Origin of the sequence: Streptococcus sp. HMSC076C08 (genome assembly GCF_001810825.1) — a bacterium.
Classification (GTDB): Bacteria; Bacillota; Bacilli; order Lactobacillales; family Streptococcaceae; genus Streptococcus.
The window spans coordinates 190,539-205,123 of record NZ_KV802721.1 but is presented as its reverse complement, the minus strand read 5'-3'; the positions used below and the strand labels follow the sequence as shown (position 1 = coordinate 205,123).

At 41.0% G+C, this 14,585-nt stretch carries 11 protein-coding genes and 2 tRNA genes; 12 read left to right on the top strand and 1 reads right to left on the bottom strand.

Annotated elements, in window-relative coordinates; all coding sequences use genetic code 11:
- The first annotated feature begins 105 nt into the window (after positions 1 to 105).
- Genes HMPREF2766_RS02555 through HMPREF2766_RS02545 form a run of 3 tightly spaced genes read left to right on the top strand, consistent with a single transcriptional unit; the run spans position 106 to position 3,651 of the window.
- Positions 106 to 1,641, top strand: coding sequence for an ABC transporter ATP-binding protein (locus HMPREF2766_RS02555; RefSeq protein ID WP_000929838.1), 1,536 nt, complete (start codon positions 106 to 108; stop codon positions 1,639 to 1,641).
- The gene (locus HMPREF2766_RS02550) at positions 1,634 to 2,692 is read left to right on the top strand and encodes an ABC transporter permease (protein ID WP_000038681.1); all 1,059 of its coding nucleotides are present in this window, start codon (positions 1,634 to 1,636) and stop codon (positions 2,690 to 2,692) included. The genes HMPREF2766_RS02555 and HMPREF2766_RS02550 overlap by 8 nt, the downstream gene beginning before the upstream one ends.
- Positions 2,693 to 2,694: 2 nt before the next feature.
- Complete coding sequence (locus HMPREF2766_RS02545; protein WP_000029131.1) at positions 2,695 to 3,651, top strand: ABC transporter permease; 957 nt, start codon at positions 2,695 to 2,697, stop codon at positions 3,649 to 3,651.
- A 34-nt stretch (positions 3,652 to 3,685) separates the two neighbouring features.
- Here HMPREF2766_RS02545 and plsY read toward each other — a convergent pair whose 3' ends face one another.
- A complete protein-coding gene (plsY, locus tag HMPREF2766_RS02540; protein WP_008277663.1) occupies positions 3,686 to 4,327 on the bottom strand; it encodes a glycerol-3-phosphate 1-O-acyltransferase PlsY in 642 nt (213 codons plus the stop codon).
- A 135-nt stretch (positions 4,328 to 4,462) separates the two neighbouring features.
- On the opposite strand from plsY, the gene parE reads away from it, so the two are divergent.
- The 9 genes from parE to rpsA all read left to right on the top strand — a co-directional run bounded on the left by parE (position 4,463) and on the right by rpsA (position 14,581).
- Positions 4,463 to 6,406, top strand: a complete 1,944-nt coding sequence (gene parE, locus HMPREF2766_RS02535; RefSeq protein WP_070567562.1) for a DNA topoisomerase IV subunit B — start codon at positions 4,463 to 4,465, stop codon at positions 6,404 to 6,406.
- Positions 6,407 to 6,418: 12 nt separating this feature from the next.
- Positions 6,419 to 6,895, top strand: coding sequence for a hypothetical protein (locus tag HMPREF2766_RS09830; RefSeq protein WP_083303863.1), 477 nt, complete (start codon positions 6,419 to 6,421; stop codon positions 6,893 to 6,895).
- Between the two features lie 18 nt (positions 6,896 to 6,913).
- Positions 6,914 to 7,456: a hypothetical protein gene (locus tag HMPREF2766_RS02525; RefSeq protein ID WP_255778878.1), complete on the top strand. Its 543-nt coding sequence runs from the start codon at positions 6,914 to 6,916 to the stop codon at positions 7,454 to 7,456.
- Between the two features lie 1,572 nt (positions 7,457 to 9,028).
- Positions 9,029 to 11,509, top strand: a complete 2,481-nt coding sequence (gene parC, locus HMPREF2766_RS02510; RefSeq protein ID WP_083303862.1) for a DNA topoisomerase IV subunit A — start codon at positions 9,029 to 9,031, stop codon at positions 11,507 to 11,509.
- Between the two features lie 116 nt (positions 11,510 to 11,625).
- On the top strand, positions 11,626 to 12,663 hold the full coding sequence (locus tag HMPREF2766_RS02505) for a branched-chain amino acid aminotransferase (protein WP_312023057.1): 1,038 nt from the start codon (positions 11,626 to 11,628) through the stop codon (positions 12,661 to 12,663).
- 112 nt (positions 12,664 to 12,775) lie between these two features.
- On the top strand, positions 12,776 to 13,006 hold the full coding sequence (locus tag HMPREF2766_RS02500) for a DUF2969 domain-containing protein (RefSeq protein WP_000037107.1): 231 nt from the start codon (positions 12,776 to 12,778) through the stop codon (positions 13,004 to 13,006).
- 49 nt (positions 13,007 to 13,055) lie between these two features.
- A tRNA-Tyr gene (locus tag HMPREF2766_RS02495) sits at positions 13,056 to 13,136 on the top strand.
- An 8-nt stretch (positions 13,137 to 13,144) separates the two neighbouring features.
- Positions 13,145 to 13,216: transfer RNA gene (locus tag HMPREF2766_RS02490), tRNA-Gln, on the top strand.
- Positions 13,217 to 13,378: 162 nt separating this feature from the next.
- Positions 13,379 to 14,581, top strand: a complete 1,203-nt coding sequence (gene rpsA / locus HMPREF2766_RS02485) for a 30S ribosomal protein S1 (protein WP_001001617.1) — start codon at positions 13,379 to 13,381, stop codon at positions 14,579 to 14,581.
- Positions 14,582 to 14,585: the final 4 nt, after the last annotated feature.

The following is a 14,585-nucleotide window of genomic DNA, read 5'->3' as shown; positions in this document are numbered from 1 at the left end:
TTGGTCGCTTCTTTAAGAATTGAGGCAACTTTTGTCTCAATAGAGCTTGTTAATGTGATTAGCAGGTTTTATTGAAATAAAATAAACCTCTGAAAGGAAGAGCATATGGCACACGAAAATGTCATTGAGATGCGGGATATTACCAAGGTGTTTGGTGAATTTGTAGCAAACGACAAAATCAACTTGCAACTGCGAAAAGGTGAAATCCATGCACTTTTAGGAGAAAATGGAGCGGGTAAATCCACTCTGATGAATATGCTGGCAGGACTTCTTGAACCAACGAGTGGTGAAATTGTGGTGAATGGTCAGGTTGTAAAACTAGACTCACCATCTAAAGCCGCTGGTCTTGGAATTGGGATGGTTCACCAACATTTCATGTTGGTTGAGGCTTTTACAGTAGCTGAGAATATCATTTTAGGAAGTGAAGTCACTAAAAATGGTGTTCTAGATATAGCTGGTGCTACTAAAGAAATCAAGGCTCTTTCTGAACGTTATGGTTTGGCAGTAGATCCTGCTGCTAAGGTGGCGGATATTTCCGTTGGTGCCCAACAACGTGTAGAAATCTTGAAAACACTCTATCGTGGTGCTGATATCCTTATCTTTGACGAACCTACAGCCGTATTGACTCCTTCAGAGATTGATGAGTTGATGGCAATCATGAAAAACCTTGTCAAAGAAGGGAAGTCTATCATTTTGATTACCCATAAACTGGATGAGATTCGTGCGGTATCGAATCGAGTGACGGTTATCCGTCGTGGGAAATCAATCCAGACAGTCGAAATTGCAGGCGCAACAAATGCGGACTTGGCAGAAATGATGGTTGGACGCTCAGTCTCCTTTAAAACGGAAAAACAAGCACCGCAACCCAAAGAAGTGGTCTTGTCTATCAAAGACTTGGTTGTCAATGAAAACCGCGGTGTACCAGCAGTAAAAAATCTCTCCTTGGATGTTCGTGCTGGTGAAATTGTCGGTATTGCAGGTATTGATGGCAATGGTCAATCTGAACTCATTCAAGCCATTACTGGTCTTCGTAAGGTTGAGTCAGGTAGCGTTGAATTAAAAGGCAAATCAATCGTGGGGATGCATCCTCGACAAATTACAGAACTAAGCGTGGGGCACGTTCCTGAAGATCGTCACCGTGATGGCTTGATTTTGGAGATGATGATTTCAGAAAATATCGCTCTTCAAACCTACTACAAAGAACCACTCAGCAAAAATGGCATCTTGAACTATGCCAATATCACTTCACATGCCAAGAAATTGATGGAAGAATTTGACGTCCGTGCGGCAAGCGAATTTGTTCCAGCGGCAGCTCTTTCAGGAGGAAATCAACAAAAAGCGATTATCGCTCGTGAGATTGATCGAGATCCTGATCTCCTTATCGTCAGCCAGCCAACTCGTGGTTTGGATGTCGGTGCCATTGAATATATCCACAAACGTTTGATTGAAGAACGTGATAACGGGAAGGCTGTCCTTGTTGTCAGCTTTGAATTGGATGAGATTTTAAATGTCTCAGACCGAATTGCTGTTATTCACGATGGTAAGATTCAAGGTATTGTATCGCCAGAAACAACTAACAAACAAGAACTTGGTGTCTTGATGGCAGGTGGAAACTTGGGAAAGGAGAAGAGTGATGTCTAAAAAATTACAACAAATTTCGGTTCCCTTGATTTCCGTATTCTTAGGAATCTTGCTCGGAGCCATTGTCATGTGGATCTTCGGATATGATGCTATCTGGGGTTATGAGGAGTTGTTCTATACAGCTTTTGGTAGCCTCCGTGGAATTGGAGAAATTTTCCGTGCCATGGGTCCTCTTGTCTTGATAGGTCTTGGTTTCGCTGTTGCCAGTCGAGCAGGTTTCTTTAACGTCGGACTTCCTGGTCAGGCACTTGCAGGCTGGATTCTCAGTGGTTGGTTTGCCTTGTCAAATCCAGATATGCCTCGTCTCGTTTTGATTCCATTGACAGTGATCATTGCTTTGATCGCAGGTGGAATTGTTGGTGCGATTCCAGGTATCCTCAGAGCTTATCTCGGTACGTCAGAGGTTATCGTGACCATCATGATGAACTACATTGTATTGTATGTGGGAAATGCCTTTATTCATGCCTTTCCGAAAGATATTATGCAAAGTACAGACTCAACGATTCGTGTTAGTGCCAATGCTACTTACCAGACACCATGGTTATCAGAGTTGACTGGAAATTCTCGTATGAATATTGGAATCTTCTTTGCCATCATTGCTGTAGCTGTGATTTGGTTCTTGCTCAAGAAAACGACTCTCGGTTTTGAAATTCGCGCAGTTGGTCTCAATCCCCATGCTTCAGAGTACGCTGGTATTTCAGCAAAACGTACAATCATTCTATCAATGATTATCTCTGGTGCTTTGGCTGGTCTTGGTGGAGCGGTAGAAGGTCTTGGAACTTTCCAAAACGTTTACGTTCAAGGTTCGTCATTGGCTATCGGATTTAACGGGATGGCAGTTAGTTTGCTTGCTGGAAATTCACCAATTGGAATTCTCTTTGCGGCCTTCTTATTTGGAGTTTTGCAAGTAGGAGCACCGGGTATGAACGCAGCGCAAGTTCCGTCTGAGCTTGTCAGCATTGTAACAGCGTCTATTATCTTCTTTGTCAGCGTTCACTACATTATTGAACGCTTTGTCAAACCTAAAAAACAAGTTAAAGGAGGTAAGTAAGGATGTCTATTACAACATTACTCACCCTCTTGGTCTCTTCTATGCTGATTTACTCAGCACCACTTATTTTTACGAGTATCGGGGGAGTTTTCTCTGAACGTGGTGGTGTCGTTAACGTAGGTCTTGAAGGAATTATGGTTATGGGAGCCTTTTCTGGGGTTGTCTTTAACCTTGAGTTTGCAGAACAACTTGGAGCAGCGACTCCTTGGATTTCCTTGTTAGTTGCTGGTATCGTGGGAGCTATTTTCTCCCTCATCCATGCAGTCGCTACAGTTCATTTCCGTGCGGACCATGTTGTCAGTGGTACAGTATTGAACTTGATGGCTCCTGCCCTAGCGGTTTTCTTGGTTAAAGTTCTTTATAACAAAGGACAAACGGATAACTTAAGCCAGACTTTTGGACGTTTTGATTTCCCAGTTTTGGCTGATATCCCTGTGATTGGAGATATCTTCTTCAAGTCAACAAGTTTGCTAGGTTATATCGCGATTGCCTTCTCTTTCCTTGCATGGTTTATTCTCTTTAAGACCCGTTTTGGTCTTCGACTTCGCTCTGTTGGTGAACACCCTCAGGCAGCGGATACCTTGGGGATCAATGTCTACAAGATGCGATATCTTGGGGTTATTATTTCAGGTTTCCTAGGGGGAATTGGGGGAGCGATTTATGCTCAATCCATTTCAGTTAACTTCTCAGTGACAACTATTGTCGGTCCTGGATTTATCGCCCTTGCTGCAATGATCTTTGGTAAATGGAACCCAATTGGTGCTATGCTTTCTAGTCTTTTCTTTGGACTTTCACAAAGTTTGGCAGTTATCGGTTCTCAATTACCTTTCCTACAAGGAGTGCCAGCGGTTTACCTTCAAATCGCCCCTTATGTCTTGACCATTCTTGTCTTGGCAGCCTTCTTTGGAAAAGCAGTTGCGCCTAAGGCAGATGGTATCAACTACATCAAGTCAAAATAAGCATACAAAAAAACGCCAGTTTCAAACTGGCGTTTTATTTTTTAGGATTTTGATGTGTCAAGTTTAGTCCCCAAGGGACGAGATTTTCAGTTTTATTTTTGATACGTGTGATATTATCTTTGTGACGAATGATAATCAAGCTAGCAAGTGCTAGGATAATCAAAATGAAGAGAGGGTCATAGCTGTTCAGGATAAATCCAAATAGTGGAAATAGGAGAACTCCAATAACGGCTGCAATAGAAGCAGTAACGCTAGACAGTGAAATCATACTACCTAGATAGAGGCTTCCAAAGAATACGATTGCTAGATAGAGACAGAAAACAGGCGCAAATCCGAAAATCACTCCAGCACTGGTTGCGACAGCCTTGCCCCCTTTAAACCCTGCAAAGATAGGAAAGGTATGTCCAATCACGGCTAAAAGTCCAAAGACAAGTGGTGATACACCTTGTTGGTGGAAAAAAATAGGAAGTAGAGTGGCCAAGGTCCCTTTAAAGAAGTCAATCACAAAGGTTGCCATCCCTGCTTTCTTACCCAAAATACGGAAAGTATTGGTCGTTCCGGTGTTTCCAGAACCGTGTTCACGCAGATTTGTTTGAAAGAAAACTTGTCCAATCCAGAGACCAGACGGAATCGAACCAAGCAAATAAGCTAGAATTAATAATACAAATGTCATCATAGACCTATTATACCATGAAATGCTGTGGAAAGTCAGAGAATATCCTGTGAAATTGTGACAGCTGAATGGGAAAAGTTTTGCAAAATCCCTAGAAAACCTGTAAAATAGAAAAGATGAACAAATAGGAGGTTCCTTGTGTCAAAAAAGGAAATCAATATTAATAACTACAATGATGACGCCATTCAGGTGCTAGAAGGGTTGGATGCGGTTCGTAAACGTCCGGGGATGTATATTGGATCGACTGACGGTGTTGGTCTCCATCACCTAGTCTGGGAAATTGTGGATAATGCAGTCGATGAAGCCTTATCTGGATTTGGTGACCGCATTGATGTGACCATCAATAAAGACGGCAGTCTAACCGTTCAAGACCACGGACGTGGGATGCCAACGGGAATGCACGCCATGGGAATTCCAACTGTTGAAGTTATCTTTACCATTCTCCACGCTGGAGGGAAATTCGGTCAAGGTGGCTATAAGACATCTGGAGGTCTTCACGGAGTCGGTTCTTCGGTTGTTAATGCACTCTCAAGTTGGTTGGAAGTTGAAATTATCCGTGACGGTACAGTCTACAAGCAACGTTTTGAAAATGGCGGGAAACCCGTCACAACCTTGAAGAAAATTGGTACAGCACCCAAGTCTAAGACCGGTACCAAAGTCACTTTCATGCCTGATGCGACGATTTTCTCTACGACTGACTTCAAGTACAATACCATTTCAGAACGACTCAATGAGTCAGCCTTTCTCTTAAAAAATGTCACCTTGTCTTTGACAGATAAGCGAACAGATGAAGAAATCGAGTTCCATTATGAGAACGGGGTTCAGGACTTTGTTTCTTACCTCAATGAAGACAAGGAAACCTTGACGCCAGTCCTATACTTTGAAGGGGAAGACAATGGTTTCCAAGTGGAAGTAGCTCTCCAGTACAATGATGGATTTTCAGATAACATTCTATCTTTTGTCAATAACGTTCGCACCAAGGATGGGGGGACGCACGAGACAGGACTCAAGTCAGCCATTACTAAGGTCATGAATGACTACGCGCGTAAGACAGGACTTCTCAAGGAAAAAGATAAAAATCTTGAAGGGTCAGACTACCGCGAGGGACTAGCAGCCGTTCTTTCTATTCTGGTGCCTGAAGAACACCTCCAGTTTGAGGGTCAGACCAAGGACAAACTTGGAAGCCCACTAGCTCGTCCAGTTGTGGATGGGATTGTGGCTGATAAGTTGACCTTCTTCCTTATGGAAAATGGGGAACTGGCTTCCAATCTCATTCGCAAAGCTATCAAGGCTCGTGATGCGCGCGAGGCGGCACGTAAAGCGCGTGATGAGAGCCGAAATGGTAAGAAAAACAAGAAAGACAAGGGCTTGTTGTCTGGAAAATTGACTCCAGCCCAGTCTAAAAACCCTGCAAAGAATGAACTCTACCTAGTCGAGGGGGACTCTGCCGGTGGTTCTGCCAAGCAAGGTCGTGACCGTAAGTTCCAGGCTATCTTGCCCCTTCGAGGTAAGGTCATTAATACAGCCAAGGCCAAGATGGCGGATATCCTTAAAAATGAGGAAATCAACACCATGATTTATACCATCGGAGCGGGTGTCGGAGCAGACTTCTCTATTGAAGATGCCAACTATGACAAGATTATTATCATGACCGATGCGGATACAGATGGTGCCCATATTCAGACTCTTCTCTTAACATTCTTCTACCGTTATATGCGTCCGCTAGTTGAGACAGGACATGTCTATATCGCCCTTCCGCCTCTTTACAAGATGTCCAAAGGTAAAGGCAAGAAAGAAGAAGTAGCTTATGCTTGGACGGACGGTGAACTAGAAGAACTTCGCAAGCAGTTCGGCAAAGGAGCCACTCTCCAACGCTACAAGGGACTTGGTGAGATGAACGCGGACCAACTCTGGGAAACAACCATGAATCCAGAAACCCGCACTCTTATCCGTGTCACGATTGAAGACCTAGCACGCGCTGAACGCCGTGTTAATGTCCTCATGGGAGATAAGGTCGAGCCACGCCGTAAGTGGATTGAGGATAATGTTAAGTTTACGCTAGAAGAAGCGACTGTGTTTTAAGGAGTGTGAATAATGAATAGTTCAGGACATTCGATTTTTGGAAGTTACTTGGGTTTAATTTTCTTAGTTTCTTTACCCTCAGCTATTCTTGCATTCTACATCAATAGTCGAAAAAAAAGTTTCCAAGGTTTATATGCACCGATTGTATTTACTTTGTTTATGATCTTGATGCTTTTATTCAATATGGATTCGTCAGAATCCGGTTCTTTAGTGGCATCCTTTGTCATGATTTTATTTGGTTTTCCTTTGATAGCAGGAGCTTTAGTCTACACACTTATTCGATTGTGTTATGTCTATCCGGAGAAACGGTGGAAGGCTTTTTTGATTTTCCTATCCTATATTTTAGGTCCCCTATCTGTGGGTATTCTGGGATGGTATGTGGTAAATTTAGTTCAGATTCATCTGTTGACATTCTTGGTAATGATTTTGATGATTCTAGTTTCCTATCTTCCTCCTCTCTATCTCCATTACACCAAACGAAATCAGTAAGCAAAGGGGGAGTGAATAGTGAACAGTTATTTAATAATGATATTTTTCTTTCTCGAAATCATTGTTATTGCTGGGATAATTCTTGATGCAATCTCCAATAAAGAGAAAATAGAATATTCAAGCTCCTTAAGTTCCCTAGTATTTATGGCTTGTAATATAGGAATGTTTGTAGTGTTCAATCCGTCTTTAGACGAACCATACTTAGGAGCATTTGTACGGGTGTTTTCCATCTACGCTCATGCGCCTCTGTGCTTAACGTATGCGATTACTAGTCTTTATAAGAGTATCAAGCACGTCAAGTATTTCCCTAGTAAGTTTGCCCGGATCCTAATATGTAACGTTGCACTTATATTTCTACTCTCAATTGTAAATATTTTAGTATTATTTAGAGGGATTAAAGAAATCTATATATTTATTTTCTTGCAAGGCCTTTTTTCAGGAATTCAATTCCTACTTTGGATGCTTGAAAGAACAAGAGTTCGAAAACTACAACAACAAAAGAAAGAAGATGCTCCTTTTACTAATCATGTTTCAGATGAGGGTGACATAGATGAGAACTAACCAGGAAATACTTGAAATGATTTTTGGAATAGTTAAACCTTAAAAGTTGACGCTGATAAGAACTCAAGTATCTCCTCCTCAATAATCTGACGGAAAATATCATTCAGGTCTGTTTCTTTAGAGGACGCTTTATACTATTTGAAGGATATTATTTTTACCATACAGGAAAGTCGCATCGTTCAAGTAAAAATGATTATCATATTTGTTATGTAAATAATATATAGAACTAAAGGGGGGTCAGTAATGTTTAGGGAATTTACGTTATCTACTTTGATTAGGGAATTTATGTATTTTATTCCCGTTATAACCATAGTAATTTTTGCAATTATAAGTGATTTAATATCTAACTTGGGGAAAAAAGAAAACGCTCGTGCAGTGTCCCTATTTATGTTGAACATCTTCACTATTGGCTTTTGCCTATTAGATAAAGGTTACCCATACTTTGGACAAAGGTTTATCTTTTATTATGTAGGTTGCTTCACACCTTTGATGATCGCATATTCATTATATACCCTCTATAGGAGTATAAAACATTATATGCATTTTAGGAGAACATTTGCTATAATACTTCTGATCAATGCCACCTTCATCTTTCTCCTTTCATTGGTAAATATATTTGTTGTATGGGAAATCATAAAAAATTACCAAAGAAGTAACATAATATCTATTTGTTATATTTTAATTGTTTTGGGGATTTGTTCAACTATCCAATTCATTGTAGGGGAACTTGAGAAGAAAAGAATACGAGGCATCCAAAAACAAGAGGAGCAAGACGGCTATGAAAAATGACTCTATAAAAGATATATGCAGACAACATAGAAGATGATTCAGTATGCTAAGGAGAGGTTGAACTAGTATGTTAGATCATGTATTTGCTACATTTTTTATGGGATTCCCAGGAGTACAAATTTTAGTATTGGTGTCCTCTATATTTCTAGCTATCAAAAGAAATAAGTTACATAAAAGGGTGTATGGATTATTTTTCCCGATTATTATAACGATGTGTAATATTTGGCTTATTTCAATAAATCGTACAGAGCTTTTTGATGATGCTTTAAGATTTTCTTTCTTTCTAATTTCTTTTTGTTTACCTATGCTTATTTCTTCCACACTCTATCACTCAATACGCTTATATTATTTATACAAATCAATCAAGTGGAGAGTCTCCCTATAAGTTTCTGTTATTTATTCGGTTTAATTTTTCATTATCTTAATACAATGCATTGGGAGGAGCTATTTCGAGGGCAAAAGTTTATGTTTAATATCTTGCTGATATCAACTGCTATAGTTTCTTATTTACCTTGTCAATATTTGTACACACTTCAAAGAAGAAAGAATAATCCATAGGAAATAGTTGCCTTTGCTTAATCTAAATAAGTGTTTGTGAATGACTTAAATAGTATCTAAAAATATTTTTCTTAATACCAATTTTAATGTAAAAACCACTCTACATTCTTTGAAAGGAGTTGAACACGCCCTAAATGCTGTGTGAAAAAGATAAATTCTCTTGTGAGCATCGCTCACTGCAATAATTTCCTATTTTCACTTTGCATTTTACGGGCTTAGTATCCTATGTCTAACATTCAAAACATGTCCCTTGAGGACATCATGGGAGAGCGCTTTGGTCGCTACTCCAAGTACATTATTCAAGACCGGGCTTTGCCAGACATTCGTGATGGATTGAAGCCGGTTCAGCGTCGTATTCTTTATTCTATGAATAAGGATGGCAATACCTTTGACAAGAGCTACCGCAAGTCGGCCAAGTCTGTCGGGAACATCATGGGAAATTTTCACCCACACGGGGATTCTTCTATCTATGATGCCATGGTTCGTATGTCTCAGGACTGGAAAAATCGTGAGATTCTAGTTGAAATGCACGGTAATAACGGTTCTATGGACGGAGATCCACCGGCGGCAATGCGTTATACCGAGGCGCGTTTGTCTGAAATTGCTGGGTACCTTCTTCAGGATATCGAGAAAAAGACAGTTCCTTTTGCTTGGAACTTTGACGATACCGAGAAAGAACCGACGGTTTTGCCAGCAGCCTTTCCAAACCTCTTGGTCAATGGTTCGACTGGGATTTCGGCTGGTTATGCCACAGATATTCCACCGCATAATTTGGCTGAGGTCATTGATGCGACGGTTTACATGATTGATCACCCAACAGCCAAGGTGGACAAGCTCATGGAATTCTTGCCTGGACCAGACTTCCCTACAGGAGCTATCATCCAAGGGCGTGATGAAATCAAGAAGGCCTATGAAACTGGGAAAGGGCGCGTGGTTGTTCGCTCTAAGACGGAGATTGAAAAGCTAAAAGGTGGTAAGGAGCAAATCGTTATCACTGAGATTCCTTATGAAATCAATAAGGCCAATCTGGTCAAGAAAATTGATGATGTTCGTGTCAATAACAAAGTAGCGGGGATTGCCGAAGTTCGTGATGAGTCTGACCGTGACGGTCTTCGCATTGCTATCGAACTCAAGAAAGACGCTAATACCGAGCTTGTTCTCAACTATCTTTTCAAATACACCGACTTACAAATCAATTACAACTTTAACATGGTAGCGATTGATAATTTCACTCCTCGTCAAGTTGGAATTGTCCCAATCCTGTCTAGCTATATCGCCCACCGTCGTGAAGTGATTTTGGCACGTTCCCGCTTTGACAAGGAAAAGGCTGAGAAACGTCTGCATATCGTTGAAGGTTTGATTCGCGTGATTTCGATTTTGGACGAAGTCATTGCCCTTATCCGTGCTTCTGAAAACAAGGCTGACGCTAAGGAAAACCTCAAGATCAGCTATGAGTTTACTGAGGAGCAGGCTGAAGCCATCGTGACCTTACAACTTTACCGTTTGACCAATACAGACGTGGTTGTCTTGCAGGAAGAAGAAGCAGAATTGCGTGAAAAGATTGCCATGCTTGCGGCTATCATCGGTGATGAACGGACTATGTACAATCTCATGAAAAAAGAGCTTCGTGAGGTTAAGAAGAAATTTGCGACTCCACGTTTGAGTACTTTGGAAGATACTGCGAAAGCAATCGAGATTGATACAGCTAGTTTGATTGCCGAGGAAGATACCTATGTCAGCGTAACTAAGGCAGGCTATATCAAGCGTACCAGCCCACGTTCCTTTGCAGCTTCTACGCTAGAGGAAATCGGCAAACGTGATGATGATCGTCTGATCTTTGTGCAAACTGCCAAGACAACCCAGCACCTCTTGATGTTTACAACTCTTGGGAATGTCATTTATCGACCAATCCATGAATTGGCAGACATTCGCTGGAAGGACATCGGAGAGCACTTGAGCCAAACGATTACAAACTTTGAAACTAACGAAGAAATCCTTTATGCAGAAGTAGTGGATCAGTTTGATGATGCGACAACCTACTTTGCAGCAACTCGCCTTGGTCAAATCAAACGCGTAGAACGCAAAGAATTCTCTCCATGGCGGACCTACAAGTCGAAGTCTGTCAAGTATGCTAAGCTCAAAGACGAGACAGACCAAATTGTAGCAGTGGCTCCGATTAAACTAGATGATGTTCTTTTGATTAGTCAAAACGGCTATGCCCTTCGTTTCAATATCGAAGAGGTTCCGGTTGTTGGTGCCAAGGCTGCAGGTGTCAAGGCTATGAACCTGAAAGCAGATGATTCGCTTCAGGCTGCCTTTATCTGTAACACCTCATCCTTCTATCTCTTGACCCAACGTGGAAGCTTGAAACGCGTTTCCATTGAGGAAATTCCAGCGACCAGCCGTGCCAAACGAGGACTTCAAGTCTTGCGTGAGTTAAAAAACAAACCGCATCGTGTCTTCTTGGCTGGAGCAGTTGCAGAGCAAGGTTTCGTTGGTGATCTTTTTAGTACAGAAGTAGAAGAAAACGACCAAACGTTACTTGTTCAATCTAACAAGGGGACGATCTATGAGAGTCGATTGCAAGACCTCAACTTGTCAGAACGTACTAGCAATGGAAGCTTTATTTCAGACACGATTTCAGATGAAGAAGTTTTCGATGCTTACCTCAAAGAAGTCTTTAAAGAGGATAAAGCGAGTTCGTAAAAAGAATCAGTCCAGAGGGCTGATTTCTTTTGTGTTGAAAAAATTTTCAGAAAATTACAAATAATACTTGAAATTTTACTAGAAAAGTGTAGAATAGAACACATAGTTTGAATAGTATAAAGGAGAAAAACATGACAGTTGCAATTGATTGGGAAAACCTTGGATTTGCTTATATGAAATTACCTTACCGTTATATCGCTCACTACAAAAATGGTCAATGGGATCAAGGAGAATTGACAGAGGATGCAACCTTGCATATTTCAGAGTCTTCTCCAAGTCTCCACTATGGACAGCAAGCATTTGAGGGATTGAAAGCCTATCGTACCAAGGACGGCAGTGTTCAATTGTTCCGTCCTGACGAAAATGCCAAGCGTTTGCAACGTACTTGCGACCGTCTTTTGATGCCACAAGTTCCGACAGAAATGTTTGTAGAAGCTTGTAAAGCAGTTGTGCGTGCAAATGAAGAATACGTCCCACCATATGGAACAGGTGGAACCCTTTATCTTCGTCCGCTGTTGATTGGTGTTGGGGATATTATTGGGGTAAAACCAGCAGAAGAATATATTTTTACCATCTTTGCTATGCCGGTTGGTAACTATTTTAAAGGTGGTTTGGTCCCAACTAACTTCTTGATTCAGGATGAATACGACCGTGCCGCTCCAAATGGTACAGGTGCTGCTAAGGTAGGTGGGAACTATGCTGCTAGTCTCCTTCCAGGTAAAATGGCCAAGTCACACCAATTTTCAGATGTTATCTACCTAGACCCATCTACACATACAAAAATTGAAGAAGTCGGATCAGCCAACTTCTTTGGAATCACGGCAGACAATGAATTTGTTACGCCATTGAGTCCATCTATCTTGCCATCTATTACCAAGTATTCTTTGCTTTACTTGGCAGAACACCGCTTGGGCTTGACACCGATTGAAGGCGATGTCCCAATCGATAATTTGGATCGTTTTGTAGAGGCGGGTGCCTGCGGTACAGCAGCGGTTATTTCGCCAATTGGAGGCATCCAACATGGCGATGATTTCCATGTTTTCTATAGTGAAACAGAAGTAGGTCCTGTGACACGTAAACTCTATGATGAATTGACTGGTATCCAATTTGGTGATGTAGATGCACCTGAAGGATGGATTGTCAAAGTGGACTAAAAGACATGAAGTAAAGAAGAACTCCATAGCAGTTGTAAGGACTGAAATGGAGTTTTTTCTTGCTAGTTTGAGCATTTTCTTGTACAATAGAAAAAGTGAAAAGAGGTACAGTATGAGTAAAAAAGATAAGAAAATTGAAATTCAATTAACGGATGCAAAAGTGACTGTTGGAAAAGACAGCTATGAAGGATACGTTTTGACGATCGGGAAAAAGGTTATTGGGGAAATTGCCGAATTAGATAGCCAATTTGCCATCATAAAGAATGGAAATGTCGATAGTTTTTATAAAAAACTTGAAAAAGCTGTGGAAATTTTGATTGAAAACTATAATTTGACAAAATAATACTTGTTTTATTGAAAATTTCATGATATAATAGTTCTCGTTAAACATTGGAGAGATAGCGAAGAGGCTAAACGCGGCGGACTGTAAATCCGCTCCTTCGGGTTCGGGGGTTCGAATCCCTCTCTCTCCATTCATCAATGGGGTATAGCCAAGCGGTAAGGCAAGGGACTTTGACTCCCTCATGCGTTGGTTCGAATCCAGCTACCCCAGTTCTTAGGTAATAAATTCAAGATAAAAAGAAAAATATCTTAGGGTATTTTATTTTTATAATTGAAAGACGTGAACGATATGAACATGTCTTTGCGGGTGCTTAGGAAAAAAATTATAAGTATGTCAAGTTTGGAAAAACTTGATTGTTGGAGGATTTTTTAGATGAACGAATTTGAAGATTTGCTAAATAGCGTTAGCCAAGTTGAGCCTGGTGATGTTGTTAGTGCTGAAGTATTGACAGTTGATGCGACTCAAGCTAACGTTGCAATCTCTGGGACTGGTGTTGAAGGTGTCTTGACTCTTCGCGAATTGACAAACGATCGCGATGCAGATATCAATGACTTTGTGAAAGTAGGAGAAGTATTGGATGTTCTTGTACTTCGTCAAGTAGTTGGTAAAGATACTGATACAGTTACATACCTTGTATCTAAAAAACGCCTTGAAGCTCGCAAAGCATGGGACAAACTTGTAGGACGCGAAGAAGAAGTTGTTACTGTTAAAGGAACTCGTGCCGTTAAAGGTGGACTTTCAGTAGAATTTGAAGGTGTTCGTGGATTTATCCCAGCTTCAATGTTGGATACTCGTTTCGTACGTAACACTGAGCGTTTCGTAGGTCAAGAATTTGATGCTAAAATCAAGGAAGTTGATCCTAAAGAAAACCGCTTCATCCTTTCACGTCGTGAAGTTGTTGAAGCAGCTACTGCAGCAGCTCGTGCTGAAGTATTCGGTAAATTGGCTGTTGGTGATGTCGTAACTGGTAAAGTTGCTCGTATCACTAGCTTTGGTGCTTTCATCGACCTTGGTGGTGTTGACGGATTGGTTCACTTGACTGAATTGTCACACGAACGTAACGTATCACCTAAATCAGTTGTAACTGTTGGTGAAGAAATCGAAGTGAAGATCCTTGATCTTAACGAAGAAGAAGGACGCGTATCACTTTCACTTAAAGCAACAACACCTGGACCATGGGATGGCGTTGAACAAAAATTGGCTAAAGGTGATGTAGTAGAAGGAACAGTTAAACGTTTGACTGACTTCGGTGCATTTGTTGAAGTATTGCCAGGTATCGATGGACTTGTTCACGTATCACAAATTTCACACAAACGTATCGAAAATCCAAAAGAAGCTCTTACTGTTGGTCAAGAAGTTACTGTTAAAGTCCTTGATGTTAACGCTGACGCAGAACGTGTATCACTTTCTATCAAAGCTCTTGAAGAACGTCCAGCTCAAGAAGAAGGACAAAAAGAAGAAAAACGTGCTGCTCGTCCACGTCGTCCAAAACGTCAAGAAAAACGTGATTTCGAACTTCCAGAAACACAAACAGGATTCTCAATGGCTGACTTGTTCGGTGATATCGAACTTTAATCAA

What these genes read in the sequence shown, in the direction of transcription:
- rpsA (WP_001001617.1), top strand. Translation starts at nt 13,379, where the DNA reads ATGAACGAATTTGAAGATTTGCTAAATAGCGTTAGCCAAGTTGAGCCT.
- HMPREF2766_RS02545 (WP_000029131.1), top strand. Translation starts at nt 2,695, where the DNA reads ATGTCTATTACAACATTACTCACCCTCTTGGTCTCTTCTATGCTGATT.
- HMPREF2766_RS02550 (WP_000038681.1), top strand. Translation starts at nt 1,634, where the DNA reads ATGTCTAAAAAATTACAACAAATTTCGGTTCCCTTGATTTCCGTATTC.
- plsY (WP_008277663.1), bottom strand. Translation starts at nt 4,327, where the DNA reads ATGATGACATTTGTATTATTAATTCTAGCTTATTTGCTTGGTTCGATT.
- parC (WP_083303862.1), top strand. Translation starts at nt 9,029, where the DNA reads ATGTCTAACATTCAAAACATGTCCCTTGAGGACATCATGGGAGAGCGC.
- HMPREF2766_RS09830 (WP_083303863.1), top strand. Translation starts at nt 6,419, where the DNA reads ATGAATAGTTCAGGACATTCGATTTTTGGAAGTTACTTGGGTTTAATT.
- HMPREF2766_RS02555 (WP_000929838.1), top strand. Translation starts at nt 106, where the DNA reads ATGGCACACGAAAATGTCATTGAGATGCGGGATATTACCAAGGTGTTT.
- HMPREF2766_RS02500 (WP_000037107.1), top strand. Translation starts at nt 12,776, where the DNA reads ATGAGTAAAAAAGATAAGAAAATTGAAATTCAATTAACGGATGCAAAA.